Source organism: Terrisporobacter vanillatitrophus, from assembly GCF_051148895.1.
Lineage (GTDB): Bacteria > Bacillota > Clostridia > Peptostreptococcales > Peptostreptococcaceae > Terrisporobacter > Terrisporobacter vanillatitrophus.
Genome location: NZ_CP154625.1, coordinates 159,206 through 184,796, shown reverse-complemented (window position 1 = coordinate 184,796; position 25,591 = coordinate 159,206). Strand labels below are relative to the sequence as shown.

Here is a 25,591-nt window from a genome sequence, read left to right as displayed (position 1 = left end):
ACTTTAGTCATTTTTTTTTGTATATTTTTAGCCATATGAATCACCTCTCTAAATTTTATAACTATTTTTTATCAGCGTCTTCAAGGCTAACTTTTTTAAGATATTTTATAAAATCATCTCTTAACTCATCTTTTTTAAGAGCAAAATCTACAGTGGCTTCTAGGAAACCTAATTTGTCGCCCACATCGTATCTTCTTCCCTCAAAATTATATGCATACATAGCCTCTTTTTTAGATAGTCTTTTTAAGGCGTCTGTTAACTGGACTTCTCCACCCTTTCCTATAGGTAAATCTTCTAATATATCAAATATTTCAGGTGTAATTATGTACCTTCCTAAAATAGCAATATTAGAAGGAGCTTTATCTATATCAGGCTTTTCAACTAGATCCTTAACTTTGTAAACTCTATCTTCTATATGTTTTGCATCTATTATACCATACTTATTTACATTTTCACTTTCAACTGTTTGAACTCCAAGAATAGTAGTTCTATATTCTTCGTAAGCATCCATAAGTTGTCTTAAGCATGGAACATCGTTATCTACGATATCATCTCCAAGCATAACTGCAAAAGGTTCATCTCCTATGAAACTTCTTGCACAGTATATGGCATCTCCAAGCCCCTTAGGTTCCTTTTGTCTTATATAATAGATGTTTATCATCTTAGATATATCTCTAACTATTTCTAGCAATTCTGTCTTTCCTTTTTGTTCAAGTTCTAATTCTAACTCTACGGATTTATCAAAATGATCTTCAATAGATTTTTTATTTTTACCAGTTATTATTAATATTTCCTCTATTCCAGAAGCCACAGCTTCCTCAATTATATATTGCAAGGTTGGTTTATCAACAATAGGTAACATTTCTTTTGGTTGAGCCTTTGTTGCTGGTAGAAATCTTGTACCAAGTCCTGCAGCAGGTATAACCGCTTTTCTTATCTTCCTTTGCATAATGTTATTCCCTCCAATAATCTTAAATACAATAAGTTATATTCATGTTTATTTTATCATTATACTCATACTTTTGTCATGTTTATTATTAGCTAAACAATTATTGTTGCGATAGTAGTTTTTCTAACTCATCTACCAATTGATCAAATTTTTCTATAGTATTTTTAATAGGTTTTTGACTATTTAAATCAACATTATTAGATTTTAATAGATTTAAAGGATAATCTGAACCACCTTTTTTAAGGAAATTCAAATAATTATCTGGTCCGTTTTTAAGTATGTCTTGAGCACAAGTAACCGCACTACAGCATCCTGCTGCATATTTATATACATAAAAACTATTATAGAAATGAGGTATTCTAGCCCAGCCTACCATAGATAGTGGATCTACTTCAAAATCATCTCCATAGTATTTTTTTAATAGCATAGACCATTTATCATTTAATACTAATGCATTTAGTTGTTTATTATTTTCTGCAGCTTCATGTATATAGTCTTCAAACTCAGCGTACATACTTTGTGTATATAGTGTATTTTTTATAAAATCTAAATACATGCTAATATAATAAGCTTTTTCTTTATTATTTCTTGCGTTTTTAATCAAATTTTCATAAAGAAGCACTTCATTAGTTGTTGATGCTACTTCATGAGTAAAAATAGATGGAGAAGAATTATAAAAATTTTGATTTTTAGAGCTTAAATATTCGTAAACTCCATGACCAAGTTCATGAATTAATGTAGATACCCCTCCTATAGAGCTATTGTAGTTAAGCAGTATATAAGGATGATTGTCATATACTGATAAGCAGTATCCTCCGCTAACTTTATTTTCTTTAGAATATACATCTACCCATCTTTCATTAAATGCCTTGTAAACTACGCTTCCATATGCATCACCCAAAGGTGTTAAAGCAGAATAAACCATCTCTTGTGCTTTATCATAAGAAACAACATCTTCACATTCGTTAACAATAGGCACAAACATATCGTAGTAATATACTTTATCTAAGTTTAATACTTTTTTTCTAAGGCTAATATACTTATGTAAGCTATCTGTATTTTTGCTTACAGTATTTATTAACCCTTTATAAACCTTTTCATCTATATTCTCTGAGTCTAAATACATTTGCAAAGACGAATCATAATTTCTCACTGTAGAATAAAAAATATTTTTATTAACCTGTCCACCTAACAATCCTGCTAAAGTATTTACATTGTCGTTATATGGCAAAAATTCATTTCTATAAGCTTCCACTCTTTTTTCTCTATTATAATCTTGTATAGCATTTTCGTATTCTGCAGGAGTTATATTAGTTTTCTTATCCATGTTTCTAAACAAATCATAAACATTACTAGGTAGTCCATTTATAGACGACATGTTTGATAATATATTTTCGCTCTTATCATCTAAATAATGTTTTTTGTTTCTTCTAATATCTTTTATATACATACCATACTTATTATAAATTTTTTTATCGGATAGGTATTTATTGCAATCTTTATCTGATAATTTAAGTATTTCTAACTCCAACTGAGATGTGATATTTATATACCTAGAATAAGTTTTCTTAATTTCTTCTGTCATGTTTAAATATTCATATGAATTCTTATTTAAATCTTTTTTTAACTTAGCATAAGCTGATAGAGCGTTTAGCTTTATATCAAGTTTTTCTTTTATTCCCATTCCTAGAGATAAATGAGTTTTTGATTTTGTTAATTTTCCTATATAATTTTCCAGTTCATTCATCTCTTTATTAAATCTTTTTAAATCTTTTGACCATTCATCATCATTTTTATATAAGGTATATAAATTCCAACAATACTTACTATAATCAATTTCTTTTTTGGGTTTCTCTTCATCTTTTTCATTTTGCGCAAAAACTGCTACACAATTATGATAAATATCTTGTCTTGTAGTATAAATCCCAAATAATAATAAAACGATTAATAATTTTAATAACTTTCTGCCCATAAAAAGCCACCCTTTCATCAAGTTACTTAATAATAGGATGGCTCATTTTTTACAAATTATTCAATTTTACATACTGTGTATAACCAATACTTATCCACAATGTTATTCACATATCAACACCCTTTCTTTTTAATGTGTTTTAGTATTTTCAATGGTTTTATATTAATAAAATTATATTACTTCACCATATTCCTCCTATTTATCAACATTTTTTACAATCTTATCAACAAAATTTATAGATATTTATACTTTTTTGTTGATATTTATATTTTAATTGCTGACAACTCTAGTTACCAACACGGTCATATCATCATCTACCTCTCCAAGCTGTAATTCTAGAGCTCGGTCTAAAATTTGATTCGCGATTTCCTTCGGATTAGTTGTTGTTAATTTTTTTAGGAAGTATATTAACCAATTTTCTCCAAAGTCATTATTCTTACCAGCATCAACAATTCCATCAGAGACCATTATTATAAAATCACCATTCTTTATTTTAACATTGTGTCTATCTAAGTTTATCTCAGACAAAATTCCAACAGGTAGTGAAGACGATGAAATTATATCTACATCCTTATTTTCTCTACTAATATATGTTGAGCAAGCACCCATTTTAACAGTTTCCAATCTTCCTTTTTTCAAATCAACTATACCTAAATCCAGCGTAGAAAAAATTTCTTCAGATGATTTAAGTAAAAGCATATTGTTTATTGTGTTTATGACTATCTCTTTTTCAATTTTAGCTTCCATCATATTTTCCAAAATGTCTATAGTAACAGATGATTCATCATATGCCTTTTTACCTTTGCCCATACCATCACTTATTGCCATCATATATTTGCCATCGTATATCTCCATAAATGTATAATTGTCTCCACAGAATATATGACCATCTCGGGACATGGTTGCTACCTCTGTGACCACCTTAAATTTCTCAGCTTTTGTAAAAATCACCTTACAATTTTCTCCTAAACAATGACACCCGATCTTTTGAATATCTAAAGATTCTCCTACAAAATCAGAAATAATTTTTAATAATTTCTCATCACATAAGCAACCATCTGTGCAGTTTTTCATTTCGATGGCGATTTTAAAATCATCGCTATTTTCTTGAATATAATTAACCTTGTCCACAATTATGTTATATCTTTGTAATTCATCAAAGATTTCTTTTTCCTTATCCAAATTTAACATAATATCGTGCTCCAAACCTTTGGATATACATTCTATGGATTTGGATATGTCTTTTATTTGTTTTGATATAACTTTTCTACTTTCACTTAGTTTCATACTCCAATCATAGTCTAGAGCATATAATTTATAATAATAATTAGCTACTCTTACAATTAGCTCTGGCTTCATACACTCTTTCCTAAAATTTTCTGGAATATCTCTTGTACTTATCTCACCATCCTCTATTTTTTCAATTATTTCATATATTAAGTTGTAAGTATAATTAAATTTTGATTCCCAACAAATTCGCTGCATACTACAATATTGACATTCATCATTATGAATTAAATCAATTATTGTAGATATATCTCTTTGGTTTATTACTTTGTCTCTTTCTCTTACCTTGTCAAAAGTATTTGCTAACTCACTATATACCCTTTGTATATTCATAAGTTTGCTATTTGTTAAGTTTTTACTTCTTGTTATATATTCATAAACAGCTTCATTGGAGTCTACCTTGGTTTTTACTAATTTCTCCATCTTATTAAAAAATGATTTTGGTATTAGAGAAACTATTAAACACCCTATGGCTATATCAATTATTTGTGATAAATTTGAAGTTATTCCTGAAGTATAGGAATATATTATAATCCAACTTAATAAATACCCTAATATAGAGATATATTTATTTAATTTATTAAATGCCCCTGATACAAGGCCTGCAAAAGAATATACTCCCATATATAAGGCTGATACTACGTTAGATATCATAAAACCTAAACCAACAATAACTCCACTTGTAGCACCTAAAGTGGATCCTCCAAGTATAGATGCTATAAGTATTAACACAGTTGCTAAAACTCCTCTAGCTGAAACACCAAATAAACCTATATTGCCTATACCTATAATACTAAAGGCAATCAGTAGGCTGAGGGAAACTACCTCCTCGGGACTTATGTACATTTTATTCCTATTATTTATTAAGAACTTTGTCCCAAATGAAAATATATATGATGAAATAAACGTGACTACAAACTCCATAAAAACTATTATAAAATCGTATATGTTGTTATTACCATAATATGCTGTTTGTCCTAAAGACATAGGAAGTAATATTACAGCTCCTAGTAAACTTATCTTGGCTACAGAATCTAACTTTTTAATCCTATTACTAAAAGCCAAAATAATAACTAAACATATACTGTACTTAGCAACAGATGATATATCATTAAATGATAATAATATGCCCAACAAAGTTGACAAAAATACTTGATATTTATATTGATCTAATTTAACAAAAAATAAAAAGAATGCTATTCCAAAGGGTGCTACCCCATCCACAATGGTGAATCGACTAAGAAAAAACCCCAGCAGCATAAAAATCGCCGCCTTTGCATTTATATATTTATTTATTTTTAATTTATTTAAATTAATCCCTCTATTTTTTACAGCAGCTCCATTTCTCTCCATAAAAAATCTCCTCCTTTGTTTACAATGAATTATATCAAAGGGGAGAATTATATTTTGTCATAATTAGTTTTAGTATTCCTAAAAAATTAAGACATATTTTTTGAGTTTTGACACATTAAGCCTTCCAAATTATCGTACTCACTTATCATTATTTTTTCAAATTCTAACTTTTCCATTACAATATGTAATATTTTTACACCAGCCGTTATAATATCCGCTCGTTTTGACTGTAGGCCTTTTAAGGTTTTCTTATCACTTAATGTCATGATTTTTAAATTTTGTAGAATTTTTTCTAAATCTTTTTTTGTAACTACACTATTATGAACTTTTTCCATAGAATATACTTCTAATTGTTGATTCATAGCAGAAAGTGAAGTAATTGTTCCTCCAATCCCTACTAATTTGCTTATATTCATTGTTCTAAGCTTATCTATAGTAGATGATATGGTATCTTCAATAAAAGTTGTCATATCATTAAATTCTTCATCACTAATAGGATCTGCAGTAATAAATTTTTCTGTCATTCTTAGTGCTCCAACATTTTCACTTTTACAAAACTTAATTCCTTTCTCATTTCCAACTATAAACTCTGTAGAACCACCACCAATATCTATTACTAATATATCTTCTTTTTTGTCTCCTTCTGTGCCTTGCAGTACACCCATAAAGCCTAAATTAGATTCTTCTTCTCCACAAATTATCTTAACATCTATATCTGTTAATTTTTTTGCTTCCATAACAAACTCTTGTCCATTTTTACTATCTCTAAGGGCTGATGTTCCCATACAATATACTTTCTCACACTTTTCCTCTTTACATTTATCACAGAACTCTTTAAGAGCATTTAGATTTCTTTCTAAAGCATTTTTTGTAATATACCCTTCTTGATCAACTCCTTGACCTATTCTAGTTGTATTTATGTACTTCTTTCTATTTTTAATTTTATTGCCTTCACAATCTGCAATTAATAATCTCATGGAGTTTGTGCCAATATCGATTGTTCCTATTTTCATTTTTTCCTCCTTAGTCAAAATTCGCTCTGATCATATGCCCAACGAGATGCCTTTGAGCGACGTGTCTGCGAATTATTCCGCTATCACTTTAAGCCACTGCGTGGACGCCATGAAATCTCAGGCAACGACCTTGCTCAAATTAATAACTTATAATAATATATTATAAACGAAAAAGAGATAACTTAGTTATCTCTTTCACTAGAATCTACATATATTATTTCATTTGATTTAACCATGCCAAGCTGTTCTCTTGCCGACGATTCTAAATCGTTACTTTTACAAATCTTGTCTAACTTACTTATTTCCTCTTTAGTATCTTCTATCTGGTTGTTTATTTGTGCTATCTGGCCTTTATACTCATTTATTTTTCTAATTTGAAATATAAATCCAGTGATGATACTAAACACTAAAAAAAATACAAATAAGCTTAAAATCATATACTGCCCCATAAATCTTTTTAACATTTTTATCTTCATGCACCTACACCCTTTTTATTTTTTCTTTTTCTCTTAGTTGATAAAAGTATACTCGGTATATAACAAATGATATCAAAAATAAGGTGTATTGAATAGATAATAATGTAATACAAATTATTTAAAAAACTGACTATGTAATGTATAGTCTTTTTGAATAAGCTTGTTATAAAAGAAATTATTTTACTGAATATGATAAAAATATACTTGCTTATGGTGTTGTAATATAAAATAAAACCTAGAAATAAGGCTACAAAATGATAATATCTTAAGTCAAATCTTTCTAACAAATTGATTATTATAAAAATTACTGTAGTTATAATCATCCAAAATATAACATCAAAAATAAAAGATATTTTCTTTACTATTTTGAAATTCGTTCTTAATGCTCTGTAAAAATCAAACAATAGCCCTATTGCTATTCCACCATAAATAGTCAAGTAAAATATGCCTATATCTTCTACAAAGAATCCCATTATTTAAAAACCTTTTTCAAGAATTTTTCTTCAGGTTTTTTTTCTTTAGCATAATTTATAGAATTCACTGTACCTTCTACACTTATTATACTTTCTTCTAAATTTAGCTTATTCATATCCAAGCCTTCACCTTCAACAATAAGTCTTCCTGCTGAAGTTAAAAGCTCTATCCTCTTATCATTAAAAGAATATATATGATCTACTCCTGATATAACTAGACTAGATCTGTCTTTTAAACTTATACTATGTTCCATCATATCCCCCCAGTATATATAAATTACTCCTAATATAAATATACTGAGGTTATGTAAATATTATTCTATTATCTCATACATTTCTTTTGCTTCAGCTTTAAGGACATGTTCTTTTATTTCCGTTATTTTAAACTTCATTACTTTTTCTCCAAAAGTAATTTCTAATACATCACCTATATTCACTTCTGAAGATGATTTTGCTTGTTTTCCATTTATAGTAACTATTCCTTTATCACAAGCTTCTTTTGCCACCGTTCTTCTTTTTATTATTCTGGATACTTTTAAAAATTTATCTAGTCTCATATGACCTCCTTAGTATACAGAAAAAGTGTGGGAAGCCCACACTTTTATCTATTATAATTTCTATTATGTTCTTATTTGTTTATAGCTTCTTTTAAAACTTTTCCAGCTTTAAATACTGGAGCTTTTGAAGCAGGTATTTCTATAACTTGTTGTGGGTCTCTTGGGTTCCTTCCTTGTCTAGCAGCTCTTTCTCTAGTTTCGAAAGTACCAAATCCTACTAATTGTACTTTTTCCCCTCCAACTAATGCTTCCTCAACTGAAGCCATGAATGCATTTAATGCATCTTCTATTTGTTTTTTAGTTAATTCTAACTCACTTTTTTCTGCCATTTTTGATACTAATTCAGCTTTATTCATTATTTTTACCTCCTAAAATGTGTTAATATAAAACTCTTTTCTTGTAAGTTCTATATATTTATGAAATTTCCTTCTATTATTTATTGAAATTTAGCCTTTTCCCATAGTTTATCCATCTCTTCTAATGTCATTTCTTCCAATGTCTTATTCATTGCTTTAGCATTATCTTCTATAAATTTAAATCTTTTTATAAATTTCTTACTAGTTAAGTTTAATGCTTCTTCTGGATCAACTTGTAAAAATCTAGCTAAATTTACTATTGAAAATAATAAATCGCCTAACTCTTCCTTTATGTATTTTATATTCCTTGATTTACATTCGTCAAGTAGTTCTTTGTATTCTTCTTCAATTTTTTTACAAACATCGCCAATATTATCCCAGTCAAATCCTACTAGGGCAGCCTTATGTTGTATTTTTTCTGCTTTAGTTAGAGCCGGCAAAAATTGAGGAATCCTTTGTAAGCCCTCAGTTACACTGGTCTCACCTTTTTCCTTCTTTTTCAGTTCTTCCCATGTTTTATCAAATTTATTCATATCTATATCAACATTTTCAAAAACATGTGGATGCCTATGTATTAATTTGTTACAAATGCTACTTGATACGTCACCTAAGTTAAAGAATCCTTCTTCTTCTCCTATTTGACAATGAAATATAACTTGTAAAAGTACATCTCCCAACTCTTCAATTAACTCATCAATATCATCGTTGTCAACAGCTTGTACCACTTCATAGGCTTCTTCTATTAAATATTTTTTTAAAGACTCATGAGTTTGTTTTGCATCCCATTCACAACCTGATGGTCCTCTAAGCTTTTTCATTATATTTTGTAGGTCATGAACTGTATTATATAACTTTTTATCACTTTTTGGTATATATAAACTCGTTAAATAACTAAAAAGTTCAGGTTTCCTATCAAGTTCATATAGTTTTACATATGTTTTATTTTCTAAATCTTTTATTCCTGCACCATTTACTATACAAACTTCTTGTTCATCATCATAATGTTCCATTAATTTCAATTTAACATTTGATGCAATAAAGGAATCATATATTTGCGTTATTATAGTATTTGTATTTATGTCTATATAAGAATCTTCTAGCTCAAAAGCATCTAATAATTTAAATCCTTCTGCCGGGTCTACTCCTAGATAATTATACATAGCATCTACAAAGCTCATAGACGGTATTATATCCAGTTCTAGATTGTTTGCTATACATAAGTCTTCTATAATGCCTACAGTCTTCTCTGCAACGCGAGGATGACCTGGAACCGCATACACTAAATCTTCATTTTTCCCTTTTTCTACTATAAATTTTGCGATTTGTCCATATACTTCCTCAAAATTGTCTTCTTTTTCGTAAAAATAATCTAGAGCAGTATATTGAATTTTTTCTTGTAGCTGTTCTACCGTCGGATGTTTCTTAGTTCTTAAATAAACATTAGAACTAGAACTTATGGCTTCTAATGCACCTTGACTAATTAAGGAATAATCTCCAGGTCCTAGTCCTACAATAGATATTTTTCCCATTTTATTATCTCCTATATACGGATGGTAAGATTATATACTTTAATATAATCTTATCATTCATTTATATATTATTTTCTATTTCATAAGTCTAAGTTTTCTTAAAACTGAGTAAATTTTTTCACCTTTTGGAATAGTTAAAATTTCATCTTTTCTAATTCCACCTATTCCTAGTAAAACTAAACCATAAACAAGCCCACCGATAGCTATTGAAACTAGAGTTGATAATGCATTTCCTAAGAAACCTACCATAAATCCATATGACAGTTTAACAACTACATACATTGTTATAACAGTTATCAGTGGCTTTATAACAAACTCTTTCGGTGATAATCTTAATTTCAGATGTTTCTTTATATATATAAGCTCTATTATAGATGCTACTGCATATGCTGATAAAGTACCTATTCCAGAACCTATTATATTTATTGATGGTATACCTGTTAATACATAACTTATTACTACTTTAAATACCATACCTATGGCTAGGGCTATAACTGGCATCATAGGTTTTCCCATCCCCTGTAGTATTCCATTTTGCGCATATATTAAACCTAAGAATACCGCACAAGGAGACACTACTAATAACATAGTTCCAAGAGATGCTGGTTCAGCAGGATATAGTAGTTTCATTATCGGACCTGCAAGAGCTGCAAATCCAAATGTAGCTGGTAAAGTAAGTAATAATATGGTCTTTAGTCCTGTCTTAGCTTCTTTTCTTACTCGCTTCATTTGCTTTAATGCATAAGCTTCTGAAATAGCCGGTACCAAACTCATACCTATAGCTTGATCTATAACTACAAGTAAGTTTACAGTTGATATTGCCATTCCTGATAATTGACCAAGTAGAGAATTGGCTTGTTCTATATTAAATCCTGTTTCTGTAAGTCTTCTCACTACTATTACACTATCTACCATATTTACTAAAGGCATTACACATGCACCAATACTTATAGGTATGGCAACATATAGTAACCTTTTTAATATAGTACCTGTACTTTCAAGCTTTATATGTTTACTTTGAGCAATCTCAACTTTTCTAGATTTACTACTTCTCAAATATATGTAAATTAAAAATACAGCAGATGCAAATCCACCTATTGCAGCTCCTAGTACTCCACCAGCAGCTCCCATTTGTGGACCATAATTTTTCATAAGTATATATCCTAAGAATAACCCTAGTATAACTCTAAAAAATTGTTCAATTATTTGAGAAATAGCTATTTTAGACATTTCTCTTCTTCCTTGGAAATATCCTCTATAAGAAGACATCAAAGGAACAAATAGTAATGCAGGAGAAATAGCAATTAATGCTGCGTATGATCCGCTATTTTTCAAAAGTACTTTAGATATAAAATCTGCACCAAAGAAGAAAAATGAAAATGATATCAATCCAGTAATAAATAAAACTGTATATGATATTCTAAAGGTTTTATTTGCTCCACCAAAATCACCTACGGCTCTTTGCTCTGAAACTAGTTTTGCTAGTGCAGTCGGAAACCCTGCCGTAGCTAATGTTAAGAATAAAGTGTACACTGGATATACAGCCTGATAATATCCTAATCCCGTTGAACCGATTATGTTTCCAAGAGGGATTCTAAAAAATGCTCCCATTATCTTAACAATTATACCTGCCATTCCAAGTATAAGTGCACCTTTTAAAAATGATTCTTTATGTGCGTTATTGTTCATAACTTACCTCCATATTATTTCTATAACAAACTTTAATATATCATATCTTTATAAGTATATTCAATAATTTAAGATTTTTTAATTATTTAGAAAACAAATTTTTTATAAATATTAAAGGCCCTTAATATAAGGGCCTTTAGTATTTATTGTACTTGCTTTCCTAAAAAGCTAGTTGCAATTTTAAGAATCTTTTCTATGTCTTCAGAAAAAATTTCATTATATCTTGTAACTACTGAAATTGAACCTATACAGTCTCCTGAATCGCTTATAATCGGCATAATAATTTGACCGCTATATGGAGTAGCATCATCTTTGTATAATGGTATCATTTTATTATCATTAGCATGTTTAACTACTCTATTTTCAATTAATTGTTCTAATTCATTACTTATACTTTTTTCTTTATAATCTTTTTTAGGTAATTTTGATACAGCTATTATAGAATCTAAATCTGTTACTACGACACCTTGTCCTAGTATTTCTCCTAAGGTTTCAGCATATTCTTGTGAGAATTCATTTAATTCTCCTATTGGAGAGTATTTTTTAAGGATTACTTCTCCGTCTTTAGCTGTAAATATTTCTAGAGGATCTCCTTCTCTTATTCTAAGAGTTTTTCTAATCTCTTTAGGAATAACAACTCTTCCTAGGTCGTCTATTCTTCTAACTATTCCTGTAGCTCTCATTTATTAATTAATCCCTCCATTACTGTCTTTATATGTATATATTTTTACCATTGATAAGAAAAATATACAAAAAAAGCTATATCCTTAATTGGACATAGCTTATTATATTAAAATTTAGCAGATTTTACAATATCTTCTTTTTGCTCTATCTTGGAATCCTTTTTTAGTTTTTCAACATATTCAGTATATTTTTCACTTGCCAATGTCGTCTTAATTTTACCTTTTACATCGTCATAAGTTTCTTGTTTGTCTACTCTACCTGTAACTTTTATTATATGATAACCATATTGAGTTTCTACTATATTAGATATTTCTCCTTTTTTCATGTCAAAAGCTGCATTTTCAAATTCAGTTACCATTTGACCTCTACCAAAGGTTCCCAATTCTCCACCTTTTGATGCTGATGAGTCCTGAGAATATTCTTTAGCTACCTTTGCAAAGTCTTCTCCTGATTTAACTTTGGCAAGAGCCTCTTCTGCCTTTTTCTTAGCTTCTTTCTTTTTCTCAGCTGATAATTCTTTTCCTTCGTCATCTTGAGTTTTTAATAATATATGAGAAGCTGTTACAGTCTCAGTGTAGAAACTTTTTTTATTATCTTCATAGTATTTTTTCATATCAGTTTCTGATATCTTTGTATCTTTTTCAAATTTTTCTTGTAAGTTACTATTAGCTAAGTCTCTTGAAAATTGAAACTTAAGAAACTCTTCATTTATTGCCATTTTTTCAAGTTCTGCTTTGTAGTCGCTATCATTCTTTATACTTTCATTGAAACTATCTATTTGTTCTTGTATTTGTTTATCTGTAGGCAAGACTTTTTGCTTTTCTGATTCTTGATAAATAACTTCAGAACCTATCATAGTTTGAAGTACCATTTCTTTTAATGTATCTTTATAAGTTTTTCCATCTTCCATTTCCTTAGACCAAACGTCACTTCCATAATAAGATTCCATTGATGATTTATTTAATGATAATAGTTTTTGATAATTCTCTAAGGTTATGTCTTGTCCATTTACTGTTGCCACTGCTTTTTTGCCTGCGCTACATCCTATTAATGATACTGTCATCATTAAGCATAGGATAAAAGTAAATATTTTTTTCATAAAACACCTCTCCAAATTAATTATTTAATTTTAACATTTTTTCTAATAGTTCTTCTAACTCCTTAACTATTTTATATCCTATTGTTTCTTTCGTTTTATATCTAGTTAAAGGACTTAAAATTATTTCATCTTTATTTTGTCTTATTTTTTCTATTTTAAGTTTTTTGCACATAGATTTTATATAAGCAATGTTTAATAATGTTTCCACCGGCTTAGGAATATCAGAAAATCTATCTTCCAATTCATATTGAACTTCTACTAAATCATCTTTATTTTCTATACATGCAATTTTCTTATACATTTCTAGCTTTATTAATTCATCATCAATATAATAATCCGGAATATATGCATTAACACTTAAATCAATTTCAACTTCCACTTCTTCAACTATAAGTTCTCCTTTAACCTTTCTTATGGCATCATTTAGCATTTTAACGTACAAGTCATATCCTATAACAGCCATATGACCATGTTGTTGAGAACCTAGTATATTTCCTGCACCTCTAATCTCCAAGTCTCTCATAGCTATTTTAAATCCTGAACCAAATTCTGTGAACTCTTTAATAGCTTTTAATCTTTTTTCTGCTACTTCACTTAAGACTTTATCCTTTTCATACATTAAATAAGCATATCCTTGTCTGGAACTTCTTCCAACTCTACCACGTAACTGATATAACTGCGCTAGACCCATTTTGTCTGCATCGTAAATTATCATAGTATTTGCGTTAGAAATATCCATTCCTGTTTCAACTATTGTTGTACAAACTAAAACGTCATATTCCTTATTCAAGAAATCAATTATAATATTTTCCAGTACTTTTGGAGTCATTCTACCATGCGCTACGGCAACTCTAGCATCTGGAACTAATTCTTGTACTTTTGCAGCCATTCTTTCAATTCCTTCAACTCTGTTATATACAAAAAATACTTGTCCACCCCTAGCTACTTCTCTTTCCACTTCGTCTTGTATGATGCTTTCCTTAGACTCTGTAACATAAGTTATAACTGGATGTCTCTCTTGTGGTGGATCTTCTATAACACTCATATCTCTAATTCCACTAAGTGACATATGAAGAGTTCTTGGTATAGGTGTTGCTGATAAAGTCAATACGTCTACAGTGTTTTTTATTTCTTTTAAGGATTCTTTATGTTTAACACCAAATCTTTGTTCTTCATCTATAACTACTAATCCTAGTTTAGGTAGATTTATATCTTTTGAAACGATTCTGTGAGTTCCTATTAATATATCAATCAAACCTTTTTTTGCGTCTTCTATAATTTGCTTTTGTTGTTTCGGTGTTTTAAATCTACTTAAAACTTCTACTCTGATTGGGTAATTTTCAAACCTTTCTTTGAAGGTATTGTAGTGCTGCTGAGCAAGAATAGTAGTAGGTACTAATACGGCAACTTGCTTATTATCCATACAAGCCTTAAAAATAGCTCTAATCGCTACTTCTGTCTTTCCATACCCAACATCTCCACAAACTAATCTATCCATTACTTTTGAAGATTCCATATCTTTTTTAGTTTCTTTTATAGCTTTTAATTGATCTTCTGTCTCCTCGTGAGGGAATAAATCCTCAAATTCGTTTTGCCAAAGAGTATCTTTTGAGAATTTAAATCCTTTAACCTTTTCTCTTTTTGCATAAAGCTCAATAAGGTCTTTAGTCATGTCCTCTATTTCTCTTTTAACCTTAGCTTTTGCCCTAGTCCACTCACTAGTTCCTAATTTATTTAATTTGACTCTTTCAATATCAGCACCAATATATTTTTGTACCTTATCCATTTGATCAATAGGTACATAAAGATTATCTCCGCCTTGATAAATTATTTTTATATAATCTTTTTTTATTCCATTTACTAAAACTTGTTCTATTCCAGTATATCTACCGATACCACTATTTTCATGAACAACGTAGTCTCCTATATTCAAATCTAGAAAAGAGTCAATCTTTTTCCCATTTTTATTTTTATTATTTTTTTTCTTTGTTGAAGTTCTTTTTTGAACTCCTATTATTTCATTATCAGTAATTACTACAAATTTAATTGATTTATATTCAAAACCTGTACGTATATTTCCCGGGCAAATAATTATTTGTGAAGATTTAATTTCCACATCTCTACTCTTAGATACTATGGCTTCCACATTTAACTCAATCAAGTCCTTACTTAACTTCTTAGCTCTTTCTAAAGTGCTTGTAACTAATACAACTTTATTTCCATTATATTTTAATCTGTTTAAGTCTTCTGCTAAAAGCTCCAATTTCCCATTATAAGCTGGTATTTCTCTAGAATTAAAATTAATAATTCTCTTTATATTAAATTCATTTATTTGCCTTGTTAATAATGTATTTAGGAGAATGGATCTATTTTCTATAAGATAACTTAAATCATTATAAGTATAAATTAGCTTACCTTGATTTTTTATCGCTAGTCCTCTTTCCAGATTTAATTTGTAATTCTCTTTAAACTCATTAAAGTAGTTTTCACACTTTTCCTTAAGCCTTGTAATATCTTGTGTAAAAATCACTGCATCTTCATTTAAATAAGTGAAAATACTTTTATTATCCTGAGGGTAAATATAATCAATATAGTTTTCTATTCCTTCAAAGTAAGTTCTATTTGATATTTTATCAATATTGGAAATCGCATCTTCATCTGTATTGTCATTAACTTCTTTTTTTATATTTTTTACTATTTTATCCAATTTTTCAGGATATATAAACTCTCTCGATGGCGTTATTACAACCTTTTTTATTTTTTCTATAGACATTTGTGAGAACACATCAAAAGTTCGTATAGAATCTACTTCATCGTCAAATAATTCCATACGAATAGGGTTAGTGTACTCTAAAGAAAAAATATCTATTATTCCACCTCTTATACTAAATTGACCGAATCCCTCAATTTTAGAAACTCTTTCATATCCCAAATTAACAAGGGTATTAGTTAATTTTTCTATATCAACAATATCTCCAACTTTATAAGTAATTATATTGTCTATTAGTACTTTCTTTGGTATATATTTTCTTAAAATAGCTTCAGCAGAAGTTACGGTAATAACCTTTTCTCCTTTTGCTAATTTAAGAAGTGTTTTTAATTTTTTTGCTTCTTCTCTTCTGTCCTTTGCATCTAAATGATAAAAGTAAATATCTTGACTTGATAAATATTCTACCTTTCCTTTAATATAGCCTTCTAAATCCTCATAAACTTTTTTTGCTTCTAAATCACTATTGGCAATAAAAAGGATTTGTTTTTTTAATTCTTTAAATATGGAATAAGCTATATGGGACTTTTGCATAGGTAATAAACCATTAACTAAGGCTGCACCATCACTTTCCTCAATATAACTTATAATTTCCTTATATTCATTTAAATTCTGCAAAGGATATAATAATACATCCTTCATGATAGCCTCCTAATTACTTTCCATTAAATTTATTCATTGACAAATCTATGTCTTCTCTAATAATACAATCTATAGCTTTAATAGCTTTTTCTAGACCATCCTTTAAATCTCCTTCTTCTTCCTTACTAAATCTAGAAAGAACAAAACTTGCTAAATCTCTACCTGGCTCTGGCTTAGAAACTCCAACTCTAACTCTTGGAAAATCTGTTGTTCCTAAACACTTCACAATAGATTTCATTCCATTATGAGTCCCTCCGCTGCCCTTTTTCCTTATTCTTATTTTTCCAACATCCAAATCTATATCATCGTATATCACTACAATGTTACTCGTATCTACTTTGTAAAAATTATAAATGTCAGCTAAAGATTCTCCACTAAGATTCATATAAGTTACAGGTTTTACAAGGACAACCTTCTGGGTACCCACTCTTCCTTCTCCTATTAAAGCTTTATGCTTCATTTTAGTTACACTTATACCATATTCATCTGCTAAAATATCTATTACATTAAATCCTACGTTATGTCTTGTATTCTCATATTGTTTACCTGGATTCCCCAGACCTACTATTATATACATTTTTATCCTCCTTTATAGATTTCTGCTTAGAATGTCAAAATATAAATTAATTATATCTTTTTGTGTTAATATTATTAAAATTGTTGCTAAAGATATAAATGGTGTAAAAGGAATTGATGATTTTATAGATTTTCTCTTTCTAAAAAGTATATACCCTCCATAAATACTAGCCAACATAAATGATAAAAATATCATATATAAGCTATATTCTTGGCCAAGTGCAAAAGCACAAAGTCCATAAAAACCTATATCACCATCTCCCAGTGATTTTGTTGCTTTTGCCAAAATATACGATAGTATAATACCTAAAAATAATCCTTTTATATGACTCATTGAACCTTCACTTAGCTGTTTATTCAATAAAAAAATAACACTCTGCATAATTATACCACTAAGTATTGTTATATCATATACATAAGTTGTTCTAAAATCAATTATTGAAATCATCGTTAAAAATGGAATTAATGACATATAACTTATAGCTTGTATGCTTAACTCATACTTAGTATATATTAAAATAGGTATTATCATGTTTGGTAAAAATATTAATATTTTGTTGGTTAGATTTTTATCCATGCAATTATCTAATCTATAGATTACTTTTTCTAAAATATAAGATAAAATCATAAAAATTATTACTATTGTTAAATATATCATAGTTTTATTTTTTTAATAATAGTATGGTTTTATTTCCCCAATATTTATAAATATTAAATACTACTTTATTTAATATTTCTCCTTTTATTCTAGATGTATTTAATATTATAGTTTTTTATCATTAAATTTATACAGTTTAATCTAATTGTATTAAATGAGTAGGCATTCATTTCAAATACTAACTTATAATATTTATGTAATTTATTAAAATATTAAATCACATACCAATTATTGCAATATAATATATAAATTAAGTCTATTATTCTTAGCCTTATTTTATAAATTTAGAAATCATGTTTCAAATGTCTAGTATCTATCTTCAACTAATCTACTAGTATATTCATAATCTGTGCATCTACTAAGTACGCTATGTCTTGATATACTTCCTTGTCTATATAAATTGACTAGTTCTTGATCCATAGTTTGCATTCCATACTTGCTTCCTGTTTGTATAATATTTTGAATTTGATAAGTTTTATTTTCTCTTATTAAATTTCTTATAGCTGGATTTGACACCATAACCTCTAATGCCACTACTCTCTCTCTTCCATCCATAGTCTGCAATAACTGTTGAGAAATAACTCCTTCACACACAGTAGATAATTGTATCCTAACCTGATGTTGTTGCTCTGACGGAAACATATCTACTATTCTATCTATAGTTTTAGCTGCTCCAACTGTATGAAGAGTAGAAAATACTAAATGACCTGTCTCCGCTGCTGTTAATGCTATAGAAATAGTTTCTGAGTCTCTCATTTCCCCTACAAGAATAACATCGGGATCTTGACGAAGTATTGCTCTTAGAGCAGAATTAAAACTTTTAGTATCTTGTCCTATTTCCCTTTGATTTACTAAGCTTTTCTTATGATGGTGAATATATTCTATAGGATCTTCCAAAGTTATAATATGCTTTTGTTGATTTTTATTTATTATGTCTATAAGACTTGCAAGAGTTGTACTTTTACCGCTTCCTGTTGGTCCTGTAACTAATACCAGGCCTTTATGCTTTTCTGTAAAAGTTTTAAGAATTTCAGGTAGTCCTAGGCTTTCAAAGGACGGAATCTGAGAAGTAATAATTCTTATTGCAATAGCATAATTTCCTTTTTGCTTGTACCCATTTACCCTAAATCTTTCTCCACTTTCTATAACAACAGAAAAATCGCATTCACCATATTCTTCAATTTTTCTGAAATTTTTATCTCCGGCAATTCCCTTTGTCATCTCTTCTGTATCATGCTTTGTTAATATTTTTTCTGTTAATTTCGTAAATCTCCCTTTTATTCTAGCTATTGGCACACTACCTACTGTAATATGTATATCTGATGCTTCAAGTTCTATTGCTGCTCTTAATATATCAAATATATTCATAATATGCTCCTTGTAATTATTTAGATCATCATGTTATTTCACCATATCTCCTATAAGTTAATATCATGACTAGTCTTATAGTTAAATTCATTACCAGAACCATGTAATTTAATACTCACTTTCAATATATTGTAATGCCTTAAATTAGAAAAAAAGAGATATTAATCTATAGATTAATATCTCTTACATGTAAATTGCTAATTAGAATAAAACACTTACAGACTCATTAGAGAATATTTTCTTAATAGCTTCTCCAAACATTTCTGCTACTGTTAATACTTTTATTTTATCAAGCTCTTTTTCTTTAGGAAGTCTTATAGTATCAAGAACTATTAACTCACTAATTGCAGAGTCTCCAATTCTTTCTATTGCTGGTCCAGATAAAACTGCATGTGTACAGCAAGCATATATGTCTTTAGCTCCGAACTCTTTAAGTGCATTAGCTGCATTTGTTATAGTTCCAGCTGTATCTATCATATCATCTAACATGATAACATTTTTACCTTTCACATCTCCTATAAGATTCATTACTTCACAAACATTAGCCTTAGGTCTTCTTTTGTCTATTATTGCTAGTGGAACTTCTCCCTCTAATTGATTAGCAAATTTTCTAGATCTAGTAACACTTCCTAAGTCTGGCGAAACTACAACTAAATCTTCTATATTTTTCCCATTAAAGTAGTTAGCTAATAAGCTTCCTCCTAATAAATGATCTAGTGGGATATCGAAGTATCCTTGTATTTGAGAAGCATGTAAGTCCATAGTTAAAACTCTATCTGCTCCTGCTGCTGTTATTAAGTTTGCCACTAATTTAGCTGTGATTGGATCTCTTGCCTTAGCTTTTCTGTCTTGTCTTGCATATCCGTAGTATGGTATAACTGCTGTGATTCTTCCTGCAGATGCTCTCTTTAATGCATCTATCATTATTAATAACTCCATTAAGTTATTGTTAACTGGGTTGTTAGTAGATTGAACTACGAATACGTCGCAACCTCTAACTGTTTCATTGATATTTACGCTTATTTCTCCATCGCTAAATGTTGTTACTTGGCAATCAGCAACCTTTACTCCTATATATTCTGCGATTTTTTCAGCTAACTCCTTGTTTGAATTACCTGCAATAATTTTAATCTCGCTTCCGCTAGTATTCATTACTTATCCTCCTGAAAATTATATAAATATTATTAGGTGTTTTTCCTAAAATAATAATTAGCTATTTATTCTCATCTCTTTTTTCTTTTTTGGCTACCCAACCTTCTTTTACAACCTGTCTTTGTCTAGCAATAGCTAAAGCCCCTTCAGGTACATCGTCAGTTATGGTAGATCCTGTTGCAATATATCCTTTTTCTTCAACTGTAACTGGTGCAACTAGGTTTGAGTTAGAACCTATAAATGCTCCATCTTTTACTATTGATTTGAATTTATTTTTTCCATCGTAATTTACAAATACCACACCACATCCTATGTTAACATCTTTACCTACATGGGCATCTCCTATGTATGAAAGATGTGATGCTTTTGAGTTATCTTCTATAGTTGCATTTTTAACTTCTACGAAATCACCTATTTTCACATGGTTTCCTATGTTACTTTTTGGTCTTAAATAAGCATAAGGACCAACTGTAGTATTTTCTCCTACAGTAGAATCTATAATTGTAGAGTTTTTAATCTCTGTGTTATTTCCTATAGTTGAGTTTGTTATTGAAGTATTCATTCCTATAATACATTCGTTACCTATTTTAGTTTTACCATGAAGCATAACCCCTGGATATACTATTGTATCTTGTTCTATTTCTACATCTGTTTCTATATAAGTAGATGCTGAATCTATTATAGTAACTCCATTTAATAAGTGAAATTCATTTATTCTTTTTCTCATAAGAGTTTCTGCTTTAGATAATTCTAATCTAGAGTTTACACCCATTAATTCTTCAATTGTAGAGCCATTGAATGCTCCAACCTTAAAGCCTTTATCTCTTAATATTTTTATTGTATCAGTTAAGTAATACTCTCCTTGAGCATTGTCATTATCAAGTAAGTCTAAAGATTCCCTTAGCATCTTACCTTTGAAACAGTAAATTCCAGAGTTAATTTCATTTACTGCTAATTCTTCAGCATTTCCATCTTTTTGCTCAACAATTTTTAATAAATCTTTATTTTCATCTCTTATTACTCTTCCATATCCAGTTGGATTTTCAACTTTTGTAGTTAAAACTGTAACCGTATATTCATTTTCTATATGGTAATTAAATAATTTTTTTAGAGTTTCTTCTTTTATAAGAGGTGTGTCTCCACATAAAATAACTATTGTGTCTTCATCATTTATATATTCTTTTGCCATTTTAACAGCATGACCTGTTCCTAGTTGCTCTGTTTGCATTGCAATCATAGTATCTTCTGGTAGTATATTTTTTACAACTTCTGATTCATGACCTAGTATTGCTACTACATCTTTCACACCAGATTTTTTTGATACATCTATAATATGGTTAACCATTTCTTTTCCGCACACTTTATGAACAACCTTTGGATATTTTGACTTCATTCTTGTTCCTTTTCCAGCAGCAAGAATTATGGCTTTAAAGTTCATATTTTCACTCCATTTCAATAAAGTTTTTTATAATTGTTACTATTATGGTGTATTATTTTGTTGAATAATATATAATTCAATCGTATTATTGTCATTTATAATATAGCATTTTTTTTATCAAATTACTAGGTTTTTGTATCTCTTTGCATTATATTAGTATACACAAAAATAGCAGCAACTATAATTTGGTAGCTACTGCTATTTATTATTTCATTATTTTATAACTATTTTTTGGAACTTTTTCTTTCCACGTTTTATAACTATGCCATCACCAGTTAAATCATCTTTTTTAAATGTAGCTTTGAAGTCATCAACTTTTTCACCATCTACAGTTACTCCACCTTGCTCCACATTACGTCTACCTTCTGATCTAGTTGGAGCTAATCCACTTTTAACTAATAATGATATTATATCTATACTTCCATCAGTTAAATCAGTATCATTTAATTCTGTTGTAGGCATGTTATCATGTGCAGTACCTGAGAATAAAGCTCTTGCACTTTCTTGCGCTTTTGTAGCTTCTTCTTCACCATGAACTAATTTAGTTAATTCAAATGCTAAAACTTCTTTAGCTTGGTTTATTTTATTATCTTCCCATTTTTCCATAGCTTCTATTTCTTCTAATGGTAAGAATGTTAACATACGCATACATTTGAATACATCAGCATCTCCAACATTTCTCCAGTATTGGTAGAATTCAAATGGAGAAGTTTTGTTTGGATCTAGCCATACTGCACCATTGGCTGTTTTACCCATTTTATTTCCTTCTGAGTTAAGAAGTAAAGTTATAGTCAATGCATAAGCATTTTCTCCTAATTTACGTCTTATTAATTCTGTACCTGCAAGCATATTACTCCATTGGTCGTTTCCACCTAACTGCATTTGACAACCGTATTTTTCGTATAAATGATAGAAATCGAAAGCTTGCATTATCATGTAATTAAACTCTAAGAAACTAAGTCCTCTTTCCATTCTGCTTTTGTAACATTCAAAACTAAGCATTCTATTAACACTAAAATGAGTTCCCACTTCTCTTAATAATTCTACATAATTTAAATCTAATAACCAATCTGCATTATTAACTAATAAGGCTTTATCTTCACCAAATTCTATAAATTTACTCATTTGTTTTTTGAAACATTCACAGTTGTAATTGATTTGCTCTGGAGTCATCATTTTTCTCATATCTGTTCTTCCAGATGGGTCCCCTACCATTGTAGTTCCTCCACCAACAAGTGCTATTGGCTTGTTTCCTGCCATCTGTAATCTCTTCATTAAACATAGAGCCATGAAATGCCCTACATGTAAACTATCTGCAGTTGCATCGAATCCTATATAGAATACTGCTTTACCTGTATTTATAAGTTCTTTTAATTCTTCTTCATCTGTTACTTGAGCAACTAATCCTCTAGCAACTAATTCATCGTAAGTCGTCATTGACATAGTCTTATTCTCCTTTATAATTATATTTAAAAAATCAATTTTATAATTTGTTATAATAAAAAATTCGCTTCGCTTAAGCCACTGCGTGGGCGCTACACTTCATATGGCTAACGAGGTGCCCTTGCTACCGCCCAGGCATCGACCTTGTGCTCAAGCTAATATGTTAGAAATTATATGGTATCAATAAATCAGATAACACATAATTTCCTTACAATCAAAAAAGCTCCCGTCCTTAAAAAGGACGAGAGCATATCTCGCGTTACCACCTTAATTTATAAACAGTTCACACTGTTTACCTCAGCTAGTATCTGAATAAATACTATGACACTATAACGTGCGTCAAATTCGTCACAGCCTACTCAATATTTTTCTTTCGGTGTGAAGCTCAAAGATGTATTCATAATTAATTGTATATGCACCTCTCATCAACCGGTAACTTTCTGTTTATCTTAATTAATCACTACTTGTTCTTATCATTGCCTTTATATAAAACTAATCTTTTTATTTATATCTTATGATATTATCATAATTTTATTTCATGTTTTTGTCAACATTTCTTCAAATCTAATAATATTTTTTATTTTGTATCATTTTCATTTAGATATTTTTATTATTAACCATAAAATAAAAATAATACATTATTATCTTAATAATTCTATATTTTCCATAAAAAAAGAGCCGATTAAGTCGACTCGTTCATTTATTACAAATTTTAAAAATATTCCCATTTTATTTAATTATTCTGCAGCAACTTCCAGTTGAGCTAATGCTTCTTCATATGCTTTTAAAACTGCATCCTCTAAAACTTGTCTCATTTCTGCGTTTATTGGATGAGCGATATCTCTAAAGTTACCTTCTCCAACTTTTCTACTTGGCATAGCTATGAATAGTCCATTTTGACCTTCAATAACTTTTATGTCGTGTACTACGAATAAATTATCAAAAGTTATTGAAACTATACATTTCATTTTCCCCTCATCAGTAATTTTTCTTACTCTTACGTCAGTTATGTTCATACTTCAATATCCCCCTTTGTGATTTTGACAAAATACAATTTACCCAATATAATTATAAACTGTTTGGTAAATAATTCTATACTTTTTAATAAATTCCTTTAATTTTTCAGAGTTTTTTTATTTTTTATCCATAAAAATAATTATACAGTTTGAATTAGTTAGAATTACTCATCAATTTCATCATCATCTACATTTTCTAAAATGTCATCCATAACGTCTTCTGTTCTATATTCATCTTTAAAAGTTTTTAAATTTGGCTTAACAACTATTTCATTTTCTCTTGTCTCTATTTCTATTAAAGATATATAATCTTCAACTAGTTTATTCTCTGGTGTAGATGTTGTTATGAATACTCCCGTTCCTATTACTTCCGCACCAAATTCATTCATAAGTTGAGTCATACCTCTTATCGTTCCTCCACCTCTCATAAAGTCATCTATAAGAATAACTTTACTTCCTGGCTTGATAGCTTTTCTTGGTAAACTCATACTTTCTACTTTTGAATTATCCCCTGTAATGTAAGTCATACTTAATGTTGGTCCTTCAGAAACCTTTATGTCTTTTCTTATTATGACTAATGGCAAATTCATAGCTTTTGCAGTCATAAGGGCCATAGGTATTCCTTTTGTTTCCATAGTAACTACATAATCAGCTTCCGAATAATCTATATTTGAAGCAAATATCTTTCCGATTTTAGCTACAACTGTTGGATCATATATTAAATCTATTAAATATAGAAATCTTCCTGATAAAATTCTGTCTGGTGAACTTATTTTTTCGCACAATTCCATTAAGAAGTTTTGATTTTCTTGTATTGATGTTTTAGGTATGTATTTTACTCCACCAGCGGCTCCAGAAATTGTTATAACTTTACCTAATTGTAATTTTTCAAATACATTTTTTACAACTAATAAATCTTCACTAATTGTAGACTTGGCAGCGTTAAATGTTTCTGTAAAATAGCTTAATGTATAAATTTTATTTGGGTTGTCAGATAATATCTTGACAATAGCGCCAATTCTTTCCGTTCTCTTAAACTTCATTGTTTCAGTAACCTCCTACAATTACAACATTTATGGTATAAAGTAAATAAT

22 protein-coding genes and 1 other annotated feature are annotated in these 25,591 nt (G+C 29.2%); all 22 genes read right to left on the bottom strand.

Annotated features, from left to right (window positions below):
- Positions 1–61 precede the first annotated feature (61 nt).
- Positions 62–949: a UTP--glucose-1-phosphate uridylyltransferase GalU gene (galU, locus tag TVTCOM_RS01115; RefSeq protein ID WP_434798019.1), complete on the bottom strand. Its 888-nt coding sequence runs from the start codon at positions 947–949 to the stop codon at positions 62–64.
- Between the two features lie 100 nt (positions 950–1,049).
- Positions 1,050–2,921, bottom strand: coding sequence for an oligoendopeptidase F (gene pepF / locus TVTCOM_RS01110; protein ID WP_434798018.1), 1,872 nt, complete (start codon positions 2,919–2,921; stop codon positions 1,050–1,052).
- Positions 2,922–3,191: 270 nt separating this feature from the next.
- Positions 3,192–5,561: a stage II sporulation protein E gene (gene spoIIE / locus TVTCOM_RS01105; RefSeq protein WP_434798017.1), complete on the bottom strand. Its 2,370-nt coding sequence runs from the start codon at positions 5,559–5,561 to the stop codon at positions 3,192–3,194.
- Between the two features lie 86 nt (positions 5,562–5,647).
- A complete protein-coding gene (locus tag TVTCOM_RS01100; RefSeq protein WP_434798016.1) occupies positions 5,648–6,574 on the bottom strand; it encodes a Ppx/GppA phosphatase family protein in 927 nt (308 codons plus the stop codon).
- 182 nt (positions 6,575–6,756) lie between these two features.
- Entirely contained in the window at positions 6,757–7,050 is a 294-nt protein-coding gene (locus TVTCOM_RS01095; protein ID WP_434798015.1) for an FtsB family cell division protein, read from the bottom strand.
- Positions 7,047–7,523: a spore cortex biosynthesis protein YabQ gene (gene yabQ, locus TVTCOM_RS01090; RefSeq protein ID WP_434798014.1), complete on the bottom strand. Its 477-nt coding sequence runs from the start codon at positions 7,521–7,523 to the stop codon at positions 7,047–7,049. Before yabQ ends, TVTCOM_RS01095 begins: the two co-directional genes overlap by 4 nt.
- Positions 7,523–7,777 (bottom strand): sporulation protein YabP, encoded by a 255-nt coding sequence (gene yabP, locus TVTCOM_RS01085; RefSeq protein WP_434798013.1) that lies wholly within the window; start codon positions 7,775–7,777, stop codon positions 7,523–7,525. Before yabP ends, yabQ begins: the two co-directional genes overlap by 1 nt.
- 60 nt (positions 7,778–7,837) lie before the next feature.
- On the bottom strand, positions 7,838–8,080 hold the full coding sequence (locus TVTCOM_RS01080) for an RNA-binding S4 domain-containing protein (protein WP_434798012.1): 243 nt from the start codon (positions 8,078–8,080) through the stop codon (positions 7,838–7,840).
- A gap of 71 nt (positions 8,081–8,151) precedes the next feature.
- A complete protein-coding gene (locus TVTCOM_RS01075; protein ID WP_018591954.1) occupies positions 8,152–8,436 on the bottom strand; it encodes an HU family DNA-binding protein in 285 nt (94 codons plus the stop codon).
- Between the two features lie 80 nt (positions 8,437–8,516).
- The gene (gene mazG, locus TVTCOM_RS01070) at positions 8,517–9,965 is read right to left on the bottom strand and encodes a nucleoside triphosphate pyrophosphohydrolase (RefSeq protein WP_434798011.1); all 1,449 of its coding nucleotides are present in this window, start codon (positions 9,963–9,965) and stop codon (positions 8,517–8,519) included.
- Positions 9,966–10,040: 75 nt separating this feature from the next.
- Positions 10,041–11,654: a putative polysaccharide biosynthesis protein gene (locus TVTCOM_RS01065; protein ID WP_434798010.1), complete on the bottom strand. Its 1,614-nt coding sequence runs from the start codon at positions 11,652–11,654 to the stop codon at positions 10,041–10,043.
- A 143-nt stretch (positions 11,655–11,797) separates the two neighbouring features.
- A complete protein-coding gene (locus TVTCOM_RS01060; protein ID WP_434798009.1) occupies positions 11,798–12,337 on the bottom strand; it encodes a stage V sporulation T C-terminal domain-containing protein in 540 nt (179 codons plus the stop codon).
- A gap of 107 nt (positions 12,338–12,444) precedes the next feature.
- The gene (locus TVTCOM_RS01055; protein ID WP_434798008.1) at positions 12,445–13,437 is read right to left on the bottom strand and encodes a peptidylprolyl isomerase; all 993 of its coding nucleotides are present in this window, start codon (positions 13,435–13,437) and stop codon (positions 12,445–12,447) included.
- Positions 13,438–13,453: 16 nt separating this feature from the next.
- Positions 13,454–16,846 carry a transcription-repair coupling factor gene (gene mfd / locus TVTCOM_RS01050; protein WP_434798007.1) on the bottom strand — a complete coding sequence of 1,131 codons (3,393 nt, stop codon included), beginning with the start codon at positions 16,844–16,846 and terminating at the stop codon, positions 13,454–13,456.
- A gap of 13 nt (positions 16,847–16,859) precedes the next feature.
- Positions 16,860–17,423: an aminoacyl-tRNA hydrolase gene (gene pth, locus TVTCOM_RS01045; protein ID WP_434798006.1), complete on the bottom strand. Its 564-nt coding sequence runs from the start codon at positions 17,421–17,423 to the stop codon at positions 16,860–16,862.
- 12 nt (positions 17,424–17,435) lie between these two features.
- Positions 17,436–18,080: a prepilin peptidase gene (locus TVTCOM_RS01040; protein WP_434798005.1), complete on the bottom strand. Its 645-nt coding sequence runs from the start codon at positions 18,078–18,080 to the stop codon at positions 17,436–17,438.
- Between the two features lie 306 nt (positions 18,081–18,386).
- Positions 18,387–19,448 carry a type IV pilus twitching motility protein PilT gene (locus tag TVTCOM_RS01035; RefSeq protein WP_434798004.1) on the bottom strand — a complete coding sequence of 354 codons (1,062 nt, stop codon included), beginning with the start codon at positions 19,446–19,448 and terminating at the stop codon, positions 18,387–18,389.
- Positions 19,449–19,649: 201 nt separating this feature from the next.
- Positions 19,650–20,600, bottom strand: coding sequence for a ribose-phosphate diphosphokinase (locus tag TVTCOM_RS01030; RefSeq protein ID WP_434798003.1), 951 nt, complete (start codon positions 20,598–20,600; stop codon positions 19,650–19,652).
- Between the two features lie 61 nt (positions 20,601–20,661).
- Complete coding sequence (gene glmU, locus TVTCOM_RS01025) at positions 20,662–22,038, bottom strand: bifunctional UDP-N-acetylglucosamine diphosphorylase/glucosamine-1-phosphate N-acetyltransferase GlmU (RefSeq protein WP_434798002.1); 1,377 nt, start codon at positions 22,036–22,038, stop codon at positions 20,662–20,664.
- Between the two features lie 213 nt (positions 22,039–22,251).
- The gene (tyrS, locus tag TVTCOM_RS01020; protein ID WP_434799703.1) at positions 22,252–23,475 is read right to left on the bottom strand and encodes a tyrosine--tRNA ligase; all 1,224 of its coding nucleotides are present in this window, start codon (positions 23,473–23,475) and stop codon (positions 22,252–22,254) included.
- A gap of 240 nt (positions 23,476–23,715) precedes the next feature.
- Positions 23,716–23,967 (bottom strand) — a binding site (T-box leader).
- A gap of 251 nt (positions 23,968–24,218) precedes the next feature.
- Positions 24,219–24,497, bottom strand: coding sequence for a septation regulator SpoVG (gene spoVG / locus TVTCOM_RS01015; protein WP_018591966.1), 279 nt, complete (start codon positions 24,495–24,497; stop codon positions 24,219–24,221).
- 164 nt (positions 24,498–24,661) lie between these two features.
- Positions 24,662–25,540: a pur operon repressor gene (gene purR / locus TVTCOM_RS01010; RefSeq protein ID WP_434798001.1), complete on the bottom strand. Its 879-nt coding sequence runs from the start codon at positions 25,538–25,540 to the stop codon at positions 24,662–24,664.
- Positions 25,541–25,591: the final 51 nt, after the last annotated feature.